This window comes from Kitasatospora sp. HPM-01-4, from assembly GCF_051374625.1.
In the GTDB taxonomy this organism is placed as follows: Bacteria; Actinomycetota; Actinomycetes; order Streptomycetales; family Streptomycetaceae; genus Kitasatospora.
Map to the genome: position 1 here is coordinate 12,386 of NZ_JBPQGP010000001.1, position 20,711 is coordinate 33,096.

General features: G+C 74.2%; 22 protein-coding genes. 9 read left to right on the forward strand and 13 right to left on the reverse strand.

Features of this window, described 5'->3' with window-relative positions:
* Window positions 1-107 precede the first annotated feature (107 nt).
* The 12 genes from ACSMTC_RS00060 to ACSMTC_RS00115 form a co-directional block, all read right to left on the reverse strand.
* On the reverse strand, window positions 108-602 hold the full coding sequence (locus ACSMTC_RS00060; protein WP_436557527.1) for a Pycsar system effector family protein: 495 nt from the start codon (window positions 600-602) through the stop codon (window positions 108-110).
* A complete protein-coding gene (locus ACSMTC_RS00065) occupies window positions 599-1,108 on the reverse strand; it encodes a hypothetical protein (RefSeq protein WP_436557528.1) in 510 nt (169 codons plus the stop codon). The genes ACSMTC_RS00060 and ACSMTC_RS00065 overlap by 4 nt, the downstream gene beginning before the upstream one ends.
* 106 nt (window positions 1,109-1,214) lie before the next feature.
* A complete protein-coding gene (locus ACSMTC_RS00070; protein ID WP_436557529.1) occupies window positions 1,215-3,590 on the reverse strand; it encodes a P-loop NTPase family protein in 2,376 nt (791 codons plus the stop codon).
* Between the two features lie 99 nt (window positions 3,591-3,689).
* Complete coding sequence (locus ACSMTC_RS00075) at window positions 3,690-4,106, reverse strand: conjugal transfer protein TraB (protein ID WP_436557530.1); 417 nt, start codon at window positions 4,104-4,106, stop codon at window positions 3,690-3,692.
* A 2-nt stretch (window positions 4,107-4,108) separates the two neighbouring features.
* Window positions 4,109-6,538 (reverse strand): hypothetical protein, encoded by a 2,430-nt coding sequence (locus ACSMTC_RS00080; RefSeq protein ID WP_436557531.1) that lies wholly within the window; start codon window positions 6,536-6,538, stop codon window positions 4,109-4,111.
* A 129-nt stretch (window positions 6,539-6,667) separates the two neighbouring features.
* Window positions 6,668-6,886, reverse strand: a complete 219-nt coding sequence (locus ACSMTC_RS00085; RefSeq protein ID WP_436557532.1) for a hypothetical protein — start codon at window positions 6,884-6,886, stop codon at window positions 6,668-6,670.
* A complete protein-coding gene (locus ACSMTC_RS00090; RefSeq protein WP_436557533.1) occupies window positions 6,886-7,416 on the reverse strand; it encodes a hypothetical protein in 531 nt (176 codons plus the stop codon). The genes ACSMTC_RS00085 and ACSMTC_RS00090 overlap by 1 nt, the downstream gene beginning before the upstream one ends.
* A 97-nt stretch (window positions 7,417-7,513) precedes the next feature.
* Window positions 7,514-9,094: a coiled-coil domain-containing protein gene (locus ACSMTC_RS00095; RefSeq protein WP_436557534.1), complete on the reverse strand. Its 1,581-nt coding sequence runs from the start codon at window positions 9,092-9,094 to the stop codon at window positions 7,514-7,516.
* A 30-nt stretch (window positions 9,095-9,124) separates the two neighbouring features.
* Entirely contained in the window at window positions 9,125-9,526 is a 402-nt protein-coding gene (locus ACSMTC_RS00100; RefSeq protein ID WP_436557535.1) for a hypothetical protein, read from the reverse strand.
* Window positions 9,523-10,059 carry a hypothetical protein gene (locus tag ACSMTC_RS00105; RefSeq protein ID WP_436557536.1) on the reverse strand — a complete coding sequence of 179 codons (537 nt, stop codon included), beginning with the start codon at window positions 10,057-10,059 and terminating at the stop codon, window positions 9,523-9,525. Before ACSMTC_RS00105 ends, ACSMTC_RS00100 begins: the two co-directional genes overlap by 4 nt.
* A complete protein-coding gene (locus tag ACSMTC_RS00110) occupies window positions 10,056-10,193 on the reverse strand; it encodes a hypothetical protein (protein ID WP_436557537.1) in 138 nt (45 codons plus the stop codon). Before ACSMTC_RS00110 ends, ACSMTC_RS00105 begins: the two co-directional genes overlap by 4 nt.
* On the reverse strand, window positions 10,190-10,576 hold the full coding sequence (locus ACSMTC_RS00115; protein WP_436557538.1) for a hypothetical protein: 387 nt from the start codon (window positions 10,574-10,576) through the stop codon (window positions 10,190-10,192). Before ACSMTC_RS00115 ends, ACSMTC_RS00110 begins: the two co-directional genes overlap by 4 nt.
* Window positions 10,577-11,122: 546 nt before the next feature.
* Here ACSMTC_RS00115 and ACSMTC_RS00120 point away from each other — a divergent pair.
* The 4 genes from ACSMTC_RS00120 to ACSMTC_RS00135 all read left to right on the forward strand — a co-directional run bounded on the left by ACSMTC_RS00120 (window position 11,123) and on the right by ACSMTC_RS00135 (window position 15,209).
* Complete coding sequence (locus tag ACSMTC_RS00120; RefSeq protein WP_436557539.1) at window positions 11,123-11,995, forward strand: helix-turn-helix domain-containing protein; 873 nt, start codon at window positions 11,123-11,125, stop codon at window positions 11,993-11,995.
* Window positions 11,996-12,069: 74 nt separating this feature from the next.
* Window positions 12,070-12,816, forward strand: a complete 747-nt coding sequence (locus tag ACSMTC_RS00125; RefSeq protein WP_436557540.1) for a hypothetical protein — start codon at window positions 12,070-12,072, stop codon at window positions 12,814-12,816.
* Between the two features lie 291 nt (window positions 12,817-13,107).
* Entirely contained in the window at window positions 13,108-14,586 is a 1,479-nt protein-coding gene (locus ACSMTC_RS00130) for a hypothetical protein (RefSeq protein WP_436557541.1), read from the forward strand.
* Between the two features lie 173 nt (window positions 14,587-14,759).
* Window positions 14,760-15,209, forward strand: a complete 450-nt coding sequence (locus tag ACSMTC_RS00135; protein ID WP_436557542.1) for a hypothetical protein — start codon at window positions 14,760-14,762, stop codon at window positions 15,207-15,209.
* A gap of 1,285 nt (window positions 15,210-16,494) precedes the next feature.
* On the opposite strand, the gene ACSMTC_RS00140 is transcribed toward ACSMTC_RS00135, so the two are convergent.
* Window positions 16,495-16,740, reverse strand: a complete 246-nt coding sequence (locus ACSMTC_RS00140; RefSeq protein WP_436557543.1) for a hypothetical protein — start codon at window positions 16,738-16,740, stop codon at window positions 16,495-16,497.
* 240 nt (window positions 16,741-16,980) lie between these two features.
* Between ACSMTC_RS00140 and ACSMTC_RS00145 the strand changes: the two genes are divergently transcribed.
* The 5 genes from ACSMTC_RS00145 to ACSMTC_RS00165 all read left to right on the forward strand — a co-directional run bounded on the left by ACSMTC_RS00145 (window position 16,981) and on the right by ACSMTC_RS00165 (window position 20,545).
* Window positions 16,981-17,784, forward strand: a complete 804-nt coding sequence (locus ACSMTC_RS00145) for a hypothetical protein (protein ID WP_436557544.1) — start codon at window positions 16,981-16,983, stop codon at window positions 17,782-17,784.
* Window positions 17,781-18,377: a hypothetical protein gene (locus ACSMTC_RS00150; protein ID WP_436557545.1), complete on the forward strand. Its 597-nt coding sequence runs from the start codon at window positions 17,781-17,783 to the stop codon at window positions 18,375-18,377. The genes ACSMTC_RS00145 and ACSMTC_RS00150 overlap by 4 nt, the downstream gene beginning before the upstream one ends.
* A 133-nt stretch (window positions 18,378-18,510) precedes the next feature.
* A complete protein-coding gene (locus ACSMTC_RS00155; RefSeq protein ID WP_436557546.1) occupies window positions 18,511-18,885 on the forward strand; it encodes a hypothetical protein in 375 nt (124 codons plus the stop codon).
* Window positions 18,885-20,132, forward strand: a complete 1,248-nt coding sequence (locus ACSMTC_RS00160) for a hypothetical protein (RefSeq protein WP_436557547.1) — start codon at window positions 18,885-18,887, stop codon at window positions 20,130-20,132. The genes ACSMTC_RS00155 and ACSMTC_RS00160 overlap by 1 nt, the downstream gene beginning before the upstream one ends.
* Entirely contained in the window at window positions 20,129-20,545 is a 417-nt protein-coding gene (locus ACSMTC_RS00165; RefSeq protein WP_436557548.1) for a hypothetical protein, read from the forward strand. The genes ACSMTC_RS00160 and ACSMTC_RS00165 overlap by 4 nt, the downstream gene beginning before the upstream one ends.
* Window positions 20,546-20,711 lie beyond the last annotated feature (166 nt).

Sequence of the window (20,711 nt, forward strand, 5' to 3'; positions counted from 1 at the left end):
GCTCCTCTACGGTGTAGGCGGGGTGGGGCCGGCTCCAACGGCCCCACCCCGCCATCTTGGTGCCCCGTCCGGTCGGACCGGGGCCTTCGCGCACATCTCGTCACCGGTCAGGTCAGGGCGGTGGCCAGCGCCGCCGCGAGGACGAGCAGGGACAGCGCGGTCACGTCCACGGCCCGCTGCAGCCGCGCGTACTTGCGGCGGGTGAGCTGGGACAGGTTCAGCAGCCGGGCCTCGCGCTGGTCGGCCGCGAGGTCGGCGGCGAGCTGGCGTGTGGTGCAGTTCGCCCAGTAGAGCCAGGTGCCCCGGGTCACGGTCAGGTTCGGCCGGATGACGGCGAGGGCGAGCAGGCCGGCGGCGACCAGCCCGGCGCCGCCGAGCAGGACGAGCGCGGTCGTCACCGGCGCCAGGTGGTGGCTGGGCACCGCGACGACCAGCACGCCGAGCGGCAGGCTCAGCGCGGTCAGCAGGGTGGCCGCCTTGGCGTCGGTGCGCACCAGCTCGGCGGTCACGTCCGCCTTCGCCGCCTCGTACCGGGCGGGGTCGATTGCGGCCTCGGCCTTGGTGGTCTCGTGTACCTCGCCGCCGGTGTCGGTGCGGTTCATCGGTGGTCTCCCCGCTCGATCTGGTTGTGGGTGCGGGCGATAAGACCGCGGGTGTGGCTGGTGACCTCGGTGTGGTCCTGGATGACCGTGCCCTGGTAGTGCTGGTGGATCACGGGCGGCGCGGCTTCCGCGACCTCCTTTGCCCCCTTGAGAACGCGGGAGATGGCGCTGAGGGCGGCGAGGGGGGCAACGCAGATGACACCGAGGGTGATCGGGTTGACGTGGCCGACGGTCCACAGGACCAGGGAGAGGCCGCCGGAGATCGGGACGGAGGCGACGCCGGCGGAGAGCATGATGCCGCTGATGTCGGCGGCACGCTGGCTCATCGGGGCGCGGGTGCCTGAGTAGACGGGCGGGGTGCTGCCGATGGCGGGCACGGGCGTCACGTCCCGGTAGTAGGTGGCGACGGGGGCGGTGTCGCTGTACCCCTCCGCGATCAGGCGGGCCGCTTCGGCGGCCTGCTGGGCTTCGGTCAGCGGAAGGCGGGTGTCGGGGTGGTGGTTCACCGGGGGTGCTCCTTTGAGGTGCCGGGGGCCGGGCTGGCCGGCCCCCGGAAACGGCTGGTTGGACCTGTTGGACCTAATGGGTCCGACAGGGACGGTGCTGTGCTGCTCAGTCCTCGTTCGCGGGCTTCGGAGGCGCCAGGCGCCACACCCCGTGGCTGGCCTGGACGAGCTGGCCGCTGGCGGCGAGCTTGGAGACGGCGTTGGCCACCGAATCGACGCTCGGCCCGTCGGGGGTGCCGACGCCGACGGCGGAGCGGATCTCCCGGATCGGGTGGGGCATGCCGTCGGCCAGGGCGTCCAGCACCTGGTCGCGCAGCGACTTGGGCGGGGCGGGGATCGCGACAGTGGGCCGGGGCGTGGTCGGCACGGCCGCCGTCTTCTTGCGGCGCTTGCGGCCGCCGTCCTCCTCGTCGCCGTCCCCGTCGCCGCCGCCGCTCTCGCCGGCCAGCAGCGCCTCCGCGATGGCGTAGCCCTCCTTGTAGGCGGCCTGGAAGACCGCGTCCTCCGGCTCGGTGAGGACCGGCATCGGCCGCGCCTCGTACAGCTCGATCAGCTTGGGGAAGGTGCGGTTCTCCTTGATGACCTTGAAGACGCGCATCAAGGTGGCGCGGCCGCCCTGGAGCGCCCAGGCCATCCCGGCGGTGACCGGCCCGCGCGGGGCCTCCGCGCCGGACCAGGCGGACTCGACGTCGCCCTGGCCGCCGCCGAAGTACATCGGAATGCTGCTGATTTCGGTGCCGTCGGTGACCATGTCGAGCGCCATCTGGCGGGTGGTCGAGCTGTTGACCCGGCCCATCCACACGGTGCCCTGCTTGGCGTTGGCGCGGATCTTCTCGGCGTCGCCGAGGTCGGTGACGTGGATCGACTGGCCCGCGAAGCGGACCCCCTCGCCGAACTTGCGGCCGGTCTGCTGGCCGCGCGCGATCATCCCGGTGCACCACTTGCGGAACTCCGGCGGTACGGCGGCCTGGGCGCCGAGCACCAGGTTGATCTCGTCGATGGTGACGTTCACCAGCCGCCAGGGGTCGCCGATCTTGAAGCCGCCCCAGCCGTTGGCGGTGGAGACCTGCTCGCGGTAGTCGGCCAGCGCGCAGATCGCGGCCAGCGTCGCGGCCACTCCCGCCAGGCCGGTCGCGAACGAGTAGACCCGGCCCTTCGCCTCCGGCAGGCTCATGCCGTTCTGGGCGTCGGCCACGATGCTGACGACGCCGGAGGCCCGCTCGGCGATCAGCAGCAGGTTGAGGAAGACGCTCTTGCCGGCGCCGGGTGCGCCGACCGCCAGGTCGGTCATCGCGCCCAGCTCCGGGTCGTACAGCGCCATCTTGAACGGGCGGCCGTCGTGGCGGACCCCGATGGTGATCATGCCCCGCTCGTCCATCGTCAGGTCTTCGATGGTGGGCTCGGGGACGTTGATCAGCGGGTGCTCGCGGTAGACGGTGACGACGCCGCGGGCCATGCCGTCGGTCTCCACCATCAGCAGGTCCGGGTCGTCCACCTGCAGGGCCCGGGCCAGCTTGCGGCGGGGCAGGGCGATCAGGCGGTCCTCGTCGGCCTCGACCAGGATCCGGATGCGGTCCTCGCCGATCTGGTGGTCGATCATCCGCATGCCCGGCGCCGCGCCGCCGGCGCCGGACACCTTGCGCTCCCACAGGCCCTGCAGGCCGGCCGCCTCGATGTCCTCCTCGATCTGCGACGGGGTGACGCTCAGGGCCAGGCGGCCCGGGCCGGAGCCGGGCACCGGCTTCAGCTCGACCACCGTCTCGGGGACGTCGAAGACGGCGGCGACGGTGCGCCGGTCCACCGTGCGGGGCACGGCCTGGCCGGCCTTGGCGACGATCACCGCGTCGAAGTCGGGGGCGTCGGGGTCGTGCTGGTGGATCTGCTCCAGCGTGGTGCCGGCGGTGGTCGGGGACAGCGCCCACCGGGCCTTGAGGTAGCCCTCGAACGTGGTGGGGTCGAACCCCAGCCCGTCCTCCTCCTCGGGCTCCTCGTCCTCCCACACGCTGGCCTCGTCGTCGAAGACCAGCTCGGGGTCTTCGAGCCGGGCGACGACCCGGCGCAGGCCGACCGAGCGGGTCAGCGGCACCCACCAACCCATCAGGCCGGTCAGCGCGGCCGGGATCGCGTACTCCCACCACGGCCGGCCGGGGATGTGCTGCAGGGCCAGCCAGGTCCCGGCGTAGCCGATCAGCGGGACGGCGCGGGTGCAGGAGACCAGCAGGGTGTGGTGGTGGTGCTCGCTGCGCTTCCACAGCCACCAGGCGGTGCCGGCCAGCGCGCCGGCCGCCAGCCCGGTGCCGATGCCGCGCACCAGCGGGTTGCCCATGTGCGGGCCGATCGCGGTCACCACGCCGCCGGTGCCGTAGAGCAGCCGCTCGGCCCAGGCCCAGCGGCGGGCGGCCTTCGGGGTCAGGCCGCGGTCGGCGACGGAGGCCGGCGGCAGCTCGGGGATGGTGGTCGGTGCGGCCAGGTCGGTCGCCATCGTCTTCCCTTCGATGTGGGCGGGGCCCGGTTTCCCGGGCCCCGCGAGATGGTTAGACCTGTTAGACCCAATGGGTCCGACAGGCTTTGAGCTGCGCTGCTAGCGGTTGCGGTAGAAGCCGGCCTTCGCCTGCTGGACGCCGGAGGCCTGCACCGCCTCGTACACGCCGCGGTACTCGCCCTCGTGCGCGTCGTTGAAGGCGCGGGAGTTGGACTCCATGTCGTCGGCGGCGCCGGCGAGTGCGCCGGAGGCCTCGGCGACCGCCAGCAGCGCCGCTCCGGCCTCCTCGATCAGCGCCAGGAAGCGCGGCTCGACCTCGGCCTCGGCGCACATCGCCGACAGCTTCACCATGTCCTCGGAGTCGTCCTCCATCCGCTTCTGCAGGCTCCGCAGGCCCTCCTTGAGGGCCAGGGCGGAGGCGGTGAGCACCGTGATCCGCCGGGCCAGGTTGAGGAAGTTCGGCCGGTCGCCGCCGGGCTCGGGCAAGTTGGGGGCGTAGGGCACCAGGTCGGTCATCGTCACTCCTCGTTGTGGATACGGGCGCTCGGCATCTCCAGGCCGGCGTCCAAGGCGGCCTGCTGCACGGGCTGGTAGGCGTCGGCCATCTCGGTGTGCGCGACCTCGACCGCCTCGGCGGCGTTCAGCGACTCGGAGCGCATCTCCTCGGCCTTGCGGTGGACCAGGTCCATCGACTCCGCCAGCCGGGCCATCGCCGAGCTGGTCATGCGGCCGATGACGTTGTGGCGCTCGCGCAGGTCGACGGCCAGCTCCTCCAGCTGGTCGCGCAGCTGGATGGCTCGGTCGGCCAGCTGCGCGCACTCGTCGTAGGTGGCGAAGCAGGCGTCCTTGGAAGCCGTCAGCTTCTCCAGGACGTCGTCGAGGGTGACCTCGGTCATGTGCTCGGAGGCCGGGGTGTTTCGCATCCCCGGGATCGACACTGCGCTCACGCGCGTCTCCTTCGTGAGGTTCACGGCACCCGGCGCGGGCGGCGCCGGGGTGCCCTGGGTGATCGCTCCGGCCCGCTGGCGGGAGCGGGCCGACTGGCCCGGGAGGTTCTCGCGCCAGACGCCGGTGACGACCTCGCCGGCGTCGGCTTCGGCGGCGAACACCGACTCCCAGGCGGTGCGCCGGCTGCGGCGGCTCTCCCCGGGGCCGGGTTCCTCGCCGGGCGGCGGGGGCGGGGTCCAGAAGGCCCAGCCGGCGCCGGGCCCGGATCCGGTGGCGCCGGGCGTCTCCGCGGCTTCCGGGCCGCGGGTGCGCTCGCGCTCCTTCTCGGCCCGCTCCTTGCGGCGGGCCTTGCGCCGGGCGGCCGGGCTCCCGACCCCCGGGCCCGCGGGCGGGGCCTTCTTCGACCCGCGCGTGATCCTCACCCTGGACCTCTTCTTCCTGGGCTCGTCGGCCGGGCTGGCGCCGGCGTCGCCGCCGGCCTTCTTTCCGGTGCTGCCGTCGGCCGGGCTGTCGCCGCCGGCCTTGGCCGCCCGTCGGGCCGCACGGGCGGCCTTGCGGGCGTCGTGCGCTGCGGTGTGCTCGGCCCGGCGCTTGTCCAGGCGCCGCTCGGCCTCCTCGGCCACCGCCTCGCCCAGCCCGGTCCGGCCCTCCGCCTTGCGGGCCGCTGCCCGCTCCTCGCGCCGCTTGGCGCGGGCGGCCTTGCGGAGGCTGGCCTTGGAGGTCGCGGCCTCCGGGCCGGTGGTGGCCGGCGCCTTCTTCTCGCTGCTCCCGTCGGCCGGGCTGTCGCCGCCGGCCTTGGCCGCCCGCCGGGCCGCACGGGCGGCCTTGCGGGCGTCGTGGGCTGCGGTGTGCTCGGCCCGGCGCTTGTCCAGGCGCCGCTCGGCGCCCTCGGCCACCGCGGCCCCGAGGCCGGTCCGGCCCTCCGCCTTGCGGGCCGCCGCCCGCTCCTCGCGCCGCTTCGTACGGGCTGCCTTGCGCTGCTCGGCCGCCTGGCGGGCCGTCGCGCGGTTCTCGCCCCGCTCGGCGAGGGCGGCCGCGTGGTCGGCGTCGCGGCGCCGCTCCCGGCCGCTGGTGCGGTCGGCGGCCCGCTGGGCTCGGCCCCGGGCCCGCTCCAGCGCCGCCGGGCTCGTCGTCCCGTTCTCGCCCCGGGCCCGGCCGGGGGCGAGAACGCCCCGGGAGGGGCGGTCGCTGGTGCTGCGGCTGGTCGAGCGGTCCGCGGCGCCCGCGCCGCGCGAGGCGCCGGTGCCGGTGGAGCCGTGGGTGCTGGTCGTCCGGGACCCGCCGCCGGCGCCCGCCCCGCTGCCGCGCCCGGCGTTCGCCGCCGGCGCCGACTGCGGGGACCGGGTCGCCGAGCCGGAGCCGGAGCGGGCCCCGCCGCCGGCGGCCGCCCCGGCCGGGCCGGAGCCCAGCGAGCGGCGCCCGAACTCCGGGCCGCTCTGGGTCGCCCGGGCCTGCTGCTGGGCGGCCTGGTGGGCGATGCCCTGCATGGCGGTGCCGTGCCTCGTGCGCTGCACCTGCTGCGCGAGGCGCGCCTCGCGCAGCTGCGCGGTCTCGGCCTGGCGGGCCATGCGGCGCTCGTTCCAGCCCTGCACCGCGGTGTAGGTGCCGCGCAGGGCGGCGACCGCCACCGCGATGATCGCGCCCAGGCCCAGCGCCCCGTAGTGCGGCGGCTCGGAGTCCTCCTCCCCTTCCTCGTCCCAGCCGTCCTCGTCGTCGTACTCGTCCTCCAGGCCCTCGGCGCCGAAGGTGGCCGGGACCCACCGCGGCGGCGGCGGCGGCATCGCCGCACGGCGCTCGCCGAACTCGGCCAGCGAGTCGGCGGGGCTGCGGCGCTCACGCACCGGCAGCTCCTCCTCGTCCTCGTCCTCCGGCTCCTCCAGGGCCGGGGGAGGGGTCGGCGGCAGCCCCGGAAGCGGCGGCATCCCCGGCGGGGTGCCGCCGCCACGGGGACGGAACGTGACCACCGTCCCGCCGCCGCTGTCGTCATCGTCGTCAGACACGGGTTCCTCCCGGGTTGACAGGCAGTGACCGGATGGGGGATCCTCGCGCGCCCGCGCGCCCATGCGCCCGCACGCCCGCCTGGCCCCCCGGAATCGGCCCGCCTGCCGTGGTGATGATGATGGTGATGATTACTTTTCGTAGCGGGCGCAGAAGTTCGCCAAGGTGCGGGCCAAGTCCTCCCACACCTCCGCATCCCCGGCCCGCTCACTCTGCGTGCCGACCGCCTTGACCCGGTCCCACCAGGCCTCCGCGATCCCCTTCGGCCCGCGCTTGGCGTAGCGCTCCTGGCGCTCGGCCCAGTGCGCGGCCAGGTTGGCCCGGCGGGCCTGCTCGATCGACTCGCTCATCAGGCCCCCTTGCGCTGCCACAGCTCGTTGATCCCGCGCAGCGTCTCGGCCACCGGCTTCGGCGGCTGGGCGAGCACGCCACCCGGCGGCATCTGCCCCGCCGGCCTCGCCGTCTGGACCGGCGGAGCGGCCGGGGCCGCCTTGTTCAGGCCCTTGTCGATCTCCGCAGGACCGCTCTTGCCCTTGCGGGCGGCCTTCGCGGCCCGCTGACCGGGCAGCGCCGCGACCACCCGCTGGTGCTCGGCGTAGGAGGTGCGCAGGCCCTCGGCGGCGCCGGCGGCCTGCTTCGACGCCTTAGCCAGCTTCTTGATGTGCTTCTCGACCTTGCGGGCCCGCCACCGGGCCGACCACCGGCCGTCGCCCTCGACGTGCTGCTGGCGCAGGTAGGTCTGGAACGCGGCCAGCACCTGCTCGTACTCGGCCTGGTCCGCGCCGTGCTCGCGCTGGCGGTCCGCCGTCCAGTTCGACAGGCGGTCGGGCTGCACCAGCAGGCGGTAGTCCCGGGTCACCGGGGTGTTGTCGGTCGTCACGACCGCTCTCCTTCCAAGGGGGGTGGGGCCCGCCGTCTCCTCGGGGGCGAAGGGCGGGCCCGGCCCGCGGCTGTGCGTGGTGCCGCCGCCGTACCGCTCAGGAAGCGGTACGGGCGGCGCGGATCTGGTTCCTGACCCACTCGGGGTCGGCGATGTTGAACTCGGCGGCGAGAGCGGTGGGCGAGGGGGTACCGCCCGCCCGGATGATCTCGGCGGCCCGGGCCCGCACCGCGATGCGCTGCTCTTCACCGGGTCGCTCCGCCGCCGCCTTACCGGTGGCCCGCTGGACGCGCTTACCGGTGCGGTGGCGGCCACCGGTACCGGTGCGGTTACCGCTACCGGTACCGGTCGGGTTACCGGTACCGGTAGCGCCGCCGGTACCGGTCGGGTTACCGCTGCCGGTACCGGCCGGGCTACCGGCTTCCTCCTGCTGCTCGTCGGCCGGTACCTCGTCGCCGTGGTCGATCAGGTTGTGCACCCGCCAGACCACGGTGACGAAGACCAGGACCACGCCGACGATCAGGGGGCGCGGGCCGGTGGACGGGGCGGCCAGGTGCGCCGCGATGTTCGCGGCGGCCATGATCCCCAGCGCCCACGGCACGTCGGTCTTGCGGCGGAACGCGGTGATCGCGTAGACGTCGATCGCCACCGGCAGCAGCGGGGCCACGTGCGGGTCGATGCCGACCAGGCAGGCCAGCTCGTACTCGCCCTGTGCTGCCAGGCCGACCGCCGCGCCCAGACCGATCCAGGGCGCCATGCCCCAGAACCGGCGGCTGGCCGACCGCATCCACCCGCCCCGCTTCTTCTTGCGGGCCTCGGCGGCCTGAGCCTTGGCCAGCGTCGCCTCGGCGGTGCGCTGCAGCTGCTCGGCGCGGCCGGTGGCTTCGACCGCCTCCTTCAGCAGCTGCGCCTTCTCCTTCTCGGCGCCGGCCAGCAGCGCGGCCGTCGCCTTGCGGGTCTCCGCCTCGGCGGCGCGCCGGGCCTCTTCCAGCTCGGCGGCCAGCGCCTCGCGCTGCTCCTGGTGCTCGGCGCGGTGCTGCTCGACCAGCGCCCGGTGCTGCTCCTGCAGCTCGGCGCGCTCCCGGTCGGCCGCCTGACGTGCCGTCGCCAGCTCGGCCTCGATCCCGGCTCGTCGCTCGGCGAGTTCCTCGTCCAGGTCGAGCTTGGCCCGCCGGGCGGTCAGCTCCGCCTCGGAGACGGCGGCCGCGCGGATCGACTCCGCCTCGGCCGCCTTCTCCCTTGCCTCATCAAGTAGCTCCTCGGCCCGGGCCTGCGCCCCGCTGCGGATCTCCTCGGCTTCGGTCAGGGCCTTGGCGTACGCCTCCTCCGCCGTGGTGCGGCGGCGGGAGGCAAGCTCGGCGGCCTGGTCCAGCAGGTCGGCTGCCTGGGCCCGGGCCGCCGCCACGATCTCGGCCGCGCCCTCGGTCTCGGCTTCGGCCAGCTCCCTGGCCCGGATCGCCTGGCGCTCGTGCGCCTGGCGCCTCTCCTCGGCGCCGGCCTGCTCGGCCAGCGCCCGCTCGACGCGCTCCCGGGCGGCGGCCGCGATGCGGTCCGCCTCCTGCTGGGCCTGGTCGAGGATCTGCTGGGCGGCCGCCCTCGCGTCCGCGAGGATCTCGGCCGCCGTGGGCTCCGCCCCGATGACGGGGCGGAGCGTGGCGAGGTCCACCACGGTGGACACTGGCGACTCCTCTCGGGTCGTCGGGGAAGGTCAGGGACGGGCCGGGCCGGCAACCAGCCGGCTGACCTTGTCGGTCACCCGGTCCACCGCGGCGCCCAGGCGCTCGACGAACGCCTGGTCGCCGGCGCGGATGCCGGACTGCTCGATCGCGGCGAAGCGGTCGTCGACCCGGTCCAGGTGGTGGTCCAGCGGCAGCCATGCGAAGCCGCGCACCTGGTGGACGACCTCGGCCAGCAGGTAGAGCGGCAGCACGTAGGCCGTCAGCAGCAGCGCCGCCGCCCGGCGCACCGGGCGGCGCCAGCGCTCGCGCCGGGCCGCCCGGTCCATCAGGGCGAGGTTCTGGTGGACCTCGAAGTCCACCGCGGCCCAGGTCGTCGGGTCGCCGTGCTCCGCGTGGAACGCCTGGGCGTGGGTGGTGTTCAGCGTGCTCACGATTCGACCGCCTCTCCGCCCCGCGGGGCCTCGATGGCCAGCGCCTCCTGCGCCAGCCCCTCCTCTACGAGCTGGCGGCGCACCGCCGACAGGTGCTCGCGCCAGGCCAGCACCTCCTCCCGCACCGGCCCCCGCTCCCGCGCTGTCAGCGCCGGCGGCCGAACCGTGGTGATGACCCAGCCCTGGCGCAGGTCCGCCTCCGGCGCGGCCGGCTGCCACGAGAAGGTGCGGTCCGGGTCACGGCGCTGGGCGGCGTCCAGCGCCGCCTCCCGGGAGCGGTACACACCCACCGCCCGGCCGTCGCGCACCAGCGCGAAGATCGGCGCCTCGGCCAGCTCGACCAGGCGCGCGATCGTGCCCCACAGCTGCTCCTCGACCATCTGCTGCACCCTCAGGTCGGTGATGACCAGGTTCAGCCGGCTGTTCTCGGTGAGCAGCGCCAGCTCCAGCCGGCTGTTCTCGGTCTCCAGCTCGGCGATCCGCTCCTCCAGGAGGCGGACGCGGTGCTTCCTGGCCTTGATGAACCGGATCACTGGCCGACCCCCATCTGCGTCATGGTCTGTCCGTGCCGCTGCAGCTCGGCCTGCATCTGCAGACGGATCGCCTCGGCGCGGTCGGCGGCCTCCTGGGCGGCCCGGACGGCGGCCGCCTGCTCCTCGGCGGTCACAGCAGGGTGGAGGGGTCGGCGGAGACGGTGCCGGTCAGCACCGCCAGCTCCTCGGCGCTCACCCAGTTCTCCGGGATGAGCACCCGGACGATCACGGTGCCCTGGCACATCGAGCCGGTGACGACCAGTCGGCCGCCGGGCAGCGCGCCCGGCCGGGCCGCGTCGATCTCGGCCAGCAGCGCCGGCAGCACGGCCGCCGCACGCGGCTCGACCGTGAGGGTGGCGCAGATCCGGCCCGGCTCCACCTCGACCGCGAGGTGGATACCGAGGCCGGCCAGGCTCTGCACCTCGGCGAAGACCGAGAAGGCCTCGCCGATGGAGTCGTAGATGTCGCTGACGATCCCGCTGGCGTTCAGCGGCAGGTCGGGCGGCATGATGGTCATGCGGATCAGCTCCTACAGCTGGTGGTCCGTCGTGCCCCCGGCACACATGGCGTTGCGAGCGCCGTGCCGGGGGCCGCACCGCGGACGCGGTGCTCGTGAGCAGACGGGGAGTCGCACCCCGACCCCACCCCCGGGGTCCACTGGTGATCTGCTCTCGGGCTGCCGTGCGGCCAGCCCCCCGCTCAAGACCCCACCCATGGGAAACCCGCAGGTGAGAGGGCTGTCTCGTCCTGAAGGACGGCAGGGGCGCCGCGGCCCGAAGTTCAGCACTCTGTTGAGTTCTCAAAGACCGACCGGTTCCTCCAGCTCATGACGACCCATTCGCAACGAGGCGCGCGGTCGCCGGTAGCCGTGAGGCCGGCGGGGTGCCGCGGACCGCCTAGCGGGCACGGCAAACAGGAGGGTTTCCCCCACTGTTTCGCTCGGGTTTAGCTCGCTAAACCGTTGCTGTGGGATGACCATAGGCCGACGCTCCGCAGCGAGTCAAGGCCATTGCGCGATGGTGTTTAATGGGCTAAACCTGACGACGACGGAGGAAGGAGTGCCATGGAAAACCAGGAGCTCAAAGCCCTAGAGCAGCTGGACGACCCGCTCACGCGCGCCAAGACCGCGAACACGCTGGCCAGCAACTTCGCAGACTGGGCCACCGAGGCCACCCGGGTCCGCAACGAGGCGATGCAGGAGATCCTGCGAGCCAAGACGATGACTGCTGACGACCTCGGCGCGGCGCTGGGCCTGAGCAAGGGCAGGGTCTCCCAGATCAAGAGCGGCAAGAGCGGTCCGCCGGTGCACCGCGCATTCCTCGGCACCGGTGCGCTGACCGTGGCGCTCGGGGGGAAGGTCGAGAACCGTCCGAAGCAGGACCCGCTGGTCGCCCCGGTGGTGGCCGCCGAGGATTTCCGGTCGTACGAGCACCTGCGGGACCTGGCGGCGCAGCTCCAGCTCGACGCCCGGTATGAGGTCATCCCCCCGCCCGGGCTCGTGAACCTGAACCGGGACGACCTGGTGGTGATCTGCGGACCCCGCCTGTCGCCGCTGATCGCCCAAATCCTCGAGTCCGACCGGCACCTCCGGTTCGACAAGGACGACAACGGGTGGCACCTGGAGGACCACTCCGACCCGGAGTCCGTTGTCGAGTACCGGTCGCCCATGGACGCGGACGGCCAGTCGGCCGACGTCGCGTACTTCGCCCGGCTCCCCCGCCCGGACGGCCGGGGCACGTTTCTGTACGTCGCCGGCATCCACGCCATCGGGTCGGCCGGGGTCATCCACTGGCTGCAGACCGGGATGCCCGAGGCGTACCAGACCCTCAAGACCCGGCGCTTCTCAGTGCTGATCCGCTCGACGTTCGACCCCAAGACGCGGGAGATCACCAGCAGCGAGCGGATCACCCCGTTCTACCGACCCGAGGGATCATGATGCAGATCAGCGCCGCCTCCGCCCCTGGGGGCGAGCGGGCCAACGAAGACGCCGTCTTCGTTGGCCTCAACTCCGTGGTCGTCCTGGACGGCCTGTCCGCCCCCCGCGACCTGCCGATGGGCTGCGTGCACGGTACGCCCTGGTTCGTCCGGGAGGTCGGCACTCGGCTTCTCGCGGCAGCGGAAGCCGCGGCCGTCCCGCTGGACGATGCCCTGGCGAGCGTGATCCGGGAAGTCAACGATCTGCACCGGGGAACCTGCGCACTCGACGGGGGAGCGGTGCCGGCCACAACGGTCACCATGCTCCGCGAAAGCGGCGAACAGCTCGACTACCTGGTGCTGTCGGACAGCGTCCTGCTCCTGGACGGCCCGGACGGGTGCACGGTGCTGACGGACAAGCGGGTGGACGATGTCGCGGGCGACCAGCTCGCGGCCGCGCTCGCTCTTCCCGGCGGCACGGCCGAGCAGGCCGCGCTCGTGTCGATCCTGGTCACCGCGCAGCGGGAAGTCCGGAACCGCCCGGGTGGCTACTGGGTGGCCAGCACCGAGCCGGAGGCCGCGCGCCACGCGATCACCGGTAGCGTTCCCCGCTCATCCGTCCACCGGGCGGCTCTGCTCACCGATGGGGCCACAAGGCTGGTCGACACCTTCGGCGAGTTGACGTGGCCGGAATTGCTGGACGTGCTGCAGGGCGATGGGCCAGCGGCGTTGATCGAGCGCACGCGGCGGACCGAGGCCGGCGACCCGGTGGGGGAGCGGTGGCCTAGGTTCAAGTGCAGCGACGACGCGACCGCCGTCTGCCGCACCTTCGCCACCGTGTGACGCCCAGCTGGCATAAAAGCCCGCAGGCCATGCAGCTTCTGGCGTTACTGTCCAGCAATGACGCGGGTGTGTCACCTGCGGAGAGGGCGCGACCACGGGAGAAGATGGGCCCCTAGAACGCAACAGGCCCCGCAGAAGCGGGGCCATGTACGGACCGAACGAGCGGGCCAACGCTCGGACCCGGTCAAAGCACCTTGCTCTTAGCTACAGGAGGTGCGCTCCCTTGAGCGTACGCAACACCACTGGTCCCGCACCACATGCCCTGGCGATCGACACGCCGGGCGGTGACCGGTGAGCGGGTTCGAGTACGACGACGACCAGGGCGAAGAGCTGGTCCCAGACGAGGACTGGCCGACGTTCTTCACGATGGTTCCGGTCTGGCTGCTGCTGTGCGGGTGCAGTGCGCAGGCGTACCGGATGTACGCCTTCCTGGCGGAGCACATCAACCAGCGCACGCCCGGCCAGCGGATCGCCTGCCCGAAGCAGGTCGCCATCGCGCGGGTGCTCGGCCTCAAGGACGACCGGCAGGTCGCCCGGTACCGGCAGGAGCTGGCGGAGCTGGGCGCGCTCCGGGTGGAGGAGTACCGGTACAACGGCGGGATGCGCCGCGGGTACCGGTACGTCGTGCGGTTCAACCCGCCCGCCGGCTTCGAGGGGCTGCGCTCGCTGCAGGCGTTCTACGAGGCGAACCCGGACGTGCGCTCGGCGAGGTCGGAGGGCCGGACCGCGACGGCGAAGGCCCCGGTCCCGGCGCAGGCCGGCCCGGCCGCGGCGGAGACCGCACCGCCGGACCACGCCGCCGCGGCCGCCGCGCCGAAGCCCGCGCGGCCGAAGCCGGCGGGCGTCAGGTCCAACGAGATCGCGCTGCCGGACGCGGTGCTGCAGGTGCTGGCCGCGTTCCCTCAGGAGCTGCGCAACGCCATGAAGGAGACCGCCCACACCGACCGCCCGAAGACCCTGGTGACCGCGGTGACGAAGGCCTTGTCCACCCGCACGGTCGATGAGCTGGTCGACCGGGTGTCGCGGCGCTGGGTGCAGCACGGCTACGCCACCAAGTTCGAGGCCGGCGAGCTCGCCCGGCCGGTCGGCGCCGCCGTGGCGATGCTGCGCACCGGCGACTGCCCGGACCCCGGCTGCGAGGACGGCAGGGTGCTCGCCACGGGCGCCGGCTGCGTGCTGTGCGCCGAGCGCACCAAGGACCACAAGGCCGCCCGCTCCCGGGTGCGCCAGGCCGAACGGCAGGCGGACCGGCTGCAGGCGGTCTGCCCGGCCTGCGAGCGGGAGCGGGGCACCGGCGGCGAGGTCTGCGACCCGTGCGCCGAGGACATCGAGCAGCAGATCGTGAAGGCCGCCGACCAGGCGGCCATCGACGGCACGTTCGTCACGGGCGAGCACCGCGCCGCGCAGCTGGAAGTGGCCCGCGAGGTGGCCCTCGGGCTAGCTCGGCAGGCCCGCGAGGCGGCCGCCCGGGACGGCGCGAGCCGGTTCGGGCAGCTCCTGGCGGCCCGGATGGCGGTGCAGGCCGCGGCCCGGCAGGCCCACGACGCCCGCATGGCGCGGGTCGCCGCCCCGCACGACGGCCCGGCCGCCGACGACCCGGCGCAGGCCTCCGCCCCCTCCGGCAGCGCGTGGGAGGTGGTGCCGTGCCGCGGAACGCAGCGGGACGGCACCGACTGCCACCGCACCGCCTTCGTGGAGGACGACGGGCTGTGCGGCCCGTGCCGGGGCGTCCGACAGCTGCAGGCCGACGGCCTGGCCGCCGCCCGCTGACCGACCAGAACTGAACCCCCGACCTCGCCCCGGGGCGGCGCCCGCCGCCCCGGGGCATCGGCTTGCCCACTCTCGTTGTGCCGAACCAACGGCATCCCGCTCACATCGGCCGCCGGTTGTGCCCGGACAACGGAGCGGTGGCCGTCACGGCTCAGCGGCCGTACGGTCCATTGGTGGGTGACAGTCGGCGCTGCCAGTGGTGCCGGGCTCCGCTGGCCAGCGGCCGGGGCCGGCGGTACTGCCCGCGGCCGCGCACCTGCCGCCAGTCCGCCTACCGCGCCCGCCAGCGGGCCGCCCGGGCCGCCGAGCCGTACGCGGCCACCGCCCAGTTCGGCGGCGAGCTGCAGCTGCGCGTCGAAGCGATGCGGGAGGTGCTGCTGCAGGTGACCCTCGCGGAGGGCAGGGCGCCCGGCCTGCTGGCGACGGCGGCCGCCGACGTCGAGCGGCACGTGCGGGACCTGGTGGTGGCCGCCGTGCTGGCCGAGCGGGCCGCCGGCGCCTCCTGGGCGCGAATCGGGGAGGCCTTCGACCTCAGCGCCGACGCGGCCCGGCACCGCTGGCGCTGGTACGAAATCCGCCGCTCGCCGGTGGATCCGCCCGACGCCGAGGGCGGTCCGCGCTGACCGTCCTCCCCCGAAAACCGGCCCGGTTTCGCGGCGCATCCACCCCGGTTTTCGGCCCGTTTTCGCGTAAAACCGCAGGTCAGCCCGGAGGTGGTGTTTTTACCACGTCCGGTGGTGGTGAAAACGCCACCTCGCGCGGCGGTGAAAACGCCACCGTGCGAGGTGGCAAACACGCCGCGCCAGAACTACACCAAGGTCAACTAGACCAAGTTGACCTAGACCAAAGACGGGTTGCGCCTTGCGGCGCGTGCGCCGCTGAACGCCGTAGGCCACCTACAGGTAGTAGGTGGCCGGCCGTCGCAGCGGCGTCGCCGCGCCCGCCGGCGCAAGCGCCGGAACCGATCCGCCAGCCCAAAGCCCCCTAACAGGCCCTAGCGCGTCCGGCCCGTCTCAGTCGAAACCCCGCCGTGGTCCCCGCCATACCCGCTCACCCCACCGTCGCCGAGGCGACCCCCCACCCGGAAAGCCCAGGCCAGGAACCCGAGCCACCTCTGACCCGCACCCGAGTACGGCGGAGGTCGGCACACAGTGCCGGATACGGGCGCGAGGGCCTGTTAGGGGTTTGGGAGAGGGCGCGGCCGGGGCCGCGCCGCGAGGCGGCACGGCCCCGGCCGCGCGTAGTGGCTGGCCGCCGTTGGCACGTGGAGAAGCGGAAACCCAGGAAGGTGCGCGGTGCGCAGAGTGCCGGTAGTGCTGCCTTACGGGCCGCGCGTGCTCCGTCCCCGCCCGTGCGGCCGTGACCGGCCGCCCGACCGGTGCCGGGCGCGGCCCGCCGGTGGCCGAGGTCAGAACCTAAGAGGACCGGGCTACGCCCGGGCTGACTGCGGCAGGACCGGCCCGGGGTGCTGTGCGGCCGCCTGCCGGGCGATCTCGGGTTCGCGCATCGCGGGGGGCGGGTGCGGCGCGACGGGGCGCCAGGGGCCTTCTGTGGCGCCGCCCTGGCGGTCGATCAGGCCCGGTGTCCTGCCTCAGTGGTTCCAGCGGACCCGGCGCCGCAGCGGCACAACCGGGGCCAGGGGCTGGTCGTCGTCAGCCTCGGCCGGCTCGGGCTCGGTGGTCACCAGGACGGCCAGCTCCTCCGGGCGGGGTCTGGCGTGCCGGGGCGGCCCAGTCGGCGGCGGACACACCGCCGGCCCGCTGCAGGTGCCGCAGGTGCAGATCCGTGGCGCGCTCTCGCCGCGCGGCCTGCGGTGCCGCCCGGCGCCCTCCTCCGTGAGATTCCACCCCATGGCCTGCCAACGAGAGCCACGCCGGACCGGCACGGCCCAGCTGATCGGCAGGGCGGTCAGCCGGCGGCGCTCCCGACCTCCCCGGCGGGCTCATCCCTTCCCTGCTCGACACCGCCGCCGAGCGGACGCCGGACGGGCCGCGGGCCCTGCTCGGCGACCGCCAGCTCGACGCCTGCGCCGGCCTCCGGCACCAGCAGCCGCTCGATCGAACCGCCGCGCCGGCGGGCCAGGGCCTGCTCCTCGCCCTGGCGGTGCTCGACGGGCAGGGGTCCGGTGCTCAGCAGGCGGCGCGCGGTACTCATCCCGACAGTCTCCCACCTGGCCCCCTGTCAGCTGACCTGAAGTCAGGACCGGCGGAGCCTCGCGCCCCGGTGGAGCGTCGCAGGCCAGGCCATGTCAGGCCCGTTGGACCCAACAGGTCCAATCGCCGGCACCCCCGGCGCGTCCGGGCCTCCGCGCGCCGTCAGGTCCTCCCTGACGCACTCCCCGGTTTCGTCAGGGAAAACCTGACGATTTGGTGCCGTCAGGTCTATCCTGACGGCATGGCAGAGACCCCGGAGAACCCCATCACGGCACCCGGCAACGCCCGGCTGACCCCGCTGGACGAGGCGTACGTGGCGCACGCGGACGCGCTCAGCGAGCTGGCACACGAAATCCTGCAGAACTACCCGCTCAAGCCCCGGACCGCGGCCGCCGAGCCGGGCACCTTCCTCAAGGACGCGCTGGACCTTCGCCGCCTGGCCGACGTGGTCGTGCAACGGGCCGTCATCGTCGAGCGCGAGCGCGGCGCGAGCTGGGCCGACATCGGCGCGGCGGCCAGCACCACCAAGCAGACCGCCCACGAGCGGTGGGGGACCGTGGTGGGCGGCTGGAACCTGCTGCACCGCCGCCACGCGAGCCGGTTCGGCAGCGCGCACCTGGCCCACACCCTGGACCGGTGGTACGCCGAGCTGTACCCGGGCGAGGAGTTCGCCATCACCTCGGGCCTGGCCGCCGTCGACCCGCGCAACGCCGTCGAACAGGAGGGCGCCGACGCGGAGCGCTCCGAGGCGTGGCTGCTGCAGATCCGCCTGACCGAGCTGCAGACCGAGGGCACCGACGCGTACAACGCGACCTTCACCGCGCTCGACGACCGGCAGGCCCGGGTCGCCGCGCTGCGGCGCTGGGAGGACGTGCACACCAGCAGCGCCGAGGTGTACGAGCGCCTGGCCCAGCTCCAGCCCACCCTCGCCGACGAACACCTCTCCCGGGCGGCCAAGCAGCGCGAGATGGCCGCCCGGATCAACGCCCAGCACGCCGAGCCGCAGGCGGCGGCCGGCCCCGACCCGCAGGAGAACGAGCAATGACCGAGCCGTCCAAGGAAGAGCTGCTCGCCGAGGCCGAGGCCGCGACCGCCCGGTTCAGGCAGGGTCTGCCCGCGTCCCGCGCGGTGACCACCACCGGGGAGCTCGCCGCCATCCTCGCCGCCCTGCCGGGCGACACCCCGCTCTTCCTCTCCGAGCACGCCGTCAGCCGCCCGGGCCCGATCGAGGACGCGGTGCACAGCGTCGTCGCCCACCTCACCCCGTGCGCCGAGCCGGTCGCCCCGGACAACCCCGACGGGACGCACCGGATGCGCCCGGCCCTGGGCCTGACCACGGTCGTCGCCGAGCACCGCCAGGACGCCGGGGCCGAGTTCGACCGCGGCGGCCTGGAGCCGGAGGGTCCGCTGGCCCGCGCCGAGGAACGGCTGACGTCCAGCGGCGACCTGGACGGCGGGATCACCGACGTCGCCCGCGCCATCGAGACGCTCGTCGAGCAGCTGCGCGAGGGCGCCGGGTTCATCCCGTCCGACAGCGACGCCCACGGCACGGTGATGGTGGAGATGTCCCGGCTGCTGCAGGCCGCCGAGCGGCTGCGCAAGGTCGCGCCCGACGCCCAGAAGGCCAGCGAGAAGTAGCCGCAGCGCCGTGCCCTCGGAGAAATTGGGCCCGTTAGACCTAACGGGCCCAATATTCCGGATCGTTGTGTGCAGACAACGGGAACCGGCTACGCTCTCCCCGTTGTTGTGTGGACACAACGGAGGGATTCGGATGGACAACGTCGACATGCTGGTCGACCAGATCGCCGACCTCGCCGGGCAGGCCCGGGAAGCCGAGTCGGCTGACGCGCGGGTGGCCCTGCTTGCCCAGGCGGTCGGCCTGGCCTGGAACCCGCTGATGCGGATCGAGCTGCTGATGCTGCTGGCCGACGCCGCCGGGCGGGCCGCTCACGAAGCGGCCGACAGTGCGCTGCAGGGCAAGGGCATGCCGGAGAAGAGGCCGGCGACCTGGTCGCAGATCGCCGAGGCGGCCACCCTGACCAAGGACACCGCCTTCCGCCAGTTCCACGGCGGCGAGGCGCTGTCCTGGTCGCCGGCGACGCGCGGAGTCCGGCAGGCCACCCGTCGCGGCGAGGGGGGCGCGTAGTGACCGTGGACGGCGCGCTGACCGGCCGCGCACTTCTGCAGGCGGCGGCCGCCGAGGTGAACTCCTGGCCGGCCGTCTCCGCGTCCCGGGCCCGCCAGGTGACGTGGGCGGCCAACGAGTACGGCCGAGCCCTGGGCCACGCCGACCACCCGCTCAGCGACGACGCCAGCGCTACCGCGCGCACCCTGTTCCGCCGCGAGTCGGTCGGCGCCTACCTCGCGCTGGCCCGAAGCGGTGCTCTGCGGGTGCGCGCGGCCCGCGACCCCGGGCGGGCCTCCGACAACAGCGAGCAGACCCGCATCGAGGTGCTGGGCCTGCTGGTCACCGCCTGCGAGGCCGAGGCCTTCGCCCAGCTGCCGCCGCAGCCGGACCCGCCGAGCAAGCGGCCGGTGGCGCCGCGGCCGCGGGCGCTGCTGCGAGAGTCGCTGCGCGAACTGGCGGACCGGGCCGACGCCCGGGTGGGACAGGTGCGGATGCTGGCGATCGGCGCGGTAGTCGCGGACACCGCCGCCCGGGCCGGCGAGTTGTGCGCGGTCGCCCTGGAGGACCTGTCGCCGACCCTGGAGGAGGTGCGGCTGCTGCGCCGGCCGCAGGGCTGGGCGGAGGACCAGGCGTACCCGGAGCTGGTGGCGCTGTCGGGGCTGGCCCGGGCGGCGCTGCGGCGCTGGCTGACGGAGCGCCAGGCGCTGCTGGCCCGGATCGGCGGCACGGCGACCGCGCTGTGGGTGTCCCTGCACGCCAACCACCACGACGGCCAGGCGGTGCCGCCGGGCACGCCGCTGATGCCGCGCGGCCTGGCCCGGGCCTGGACCCGGGCGGTGGTGGAGACCAACGACGAGCTGGCTGGCGAGCCCTCCTGGGCGCCGCTGCCGACCCGCATGGAGCAGCTGCGGCGCGGCGTGACGCCGAAGGCCGAGCGGGCGCCGCGCGAGGTGGATGCCGAGCAGGCGGTTGGGCTGCTGGCGGCGGTCGCCTCGGCCGGGACGGCGCTGGCCGCAGCCCGGGCCGACGGCGGCGAGGGCTCCACTGCGGAGCTGGCCGCGCGCGTCGTCGCCCGTCAGGCCGTGCGCGACGCCTGGGCCGCGGGCATCGAGCACCGCGTGCTCCTGGGCGTGCTCGGCGAGGCAGGCCTGCGCGGCACCGCAGAGCTGGCGGCCGCCGGTTGGGAGCCGGCGCTGCTGGCCGCGCTCGACCGGGCGATCGGCTGGGGCAAGCCCTGGACGAATCCGGAGGCCGGCCCCGCGTGAACACGAGCGAACCGAAGACCAGCCACGTCAACGACCACCAACGAGAGGACCACCCCATGGAGCTGAGCGCCACCGGCAACCCGGCCGTCGTCCGGGAGGACACCCAGATCGAGGTCGGCATCGACCTGCAGCGCGGCACGCTCGCCCTCACCCACGGCGGCAAGGCCTACGAGGCGTACCACGCACGGGTGAAGTTCGCCGGCGTCCAGCAGGACCCCTGGCAGGCCGAGCAGGTCACGTTCTCGGTCAAGGGGACGAACGGCAAGACCAGCGCGCTGGTCGTGGAGTTCTTCGGCGAGAAGTGGGACGACCCTGCTCCGAAGATCCCCGCCGCCATCTGGAAGGTGGTCGCCTTGGCCGCCAGCGCTGCCGGGGACCTCGGGATCACCTACACCGCCCCCGCCGGCGCCTGATCGGACCTATTGGACCCAACGGGTCCAACACTCCTCAATTCCGGAGGCAAAAGGAGAACCGCCCTGCCTACGGCGCAGGTCAGGGCGGTTCTTCGCGGTACCTCGGGCGAGGGCCGGTTTATGAAACCCGCGCCGGTCAGCGGACCGGCGGACCGGTCTTGAGTCG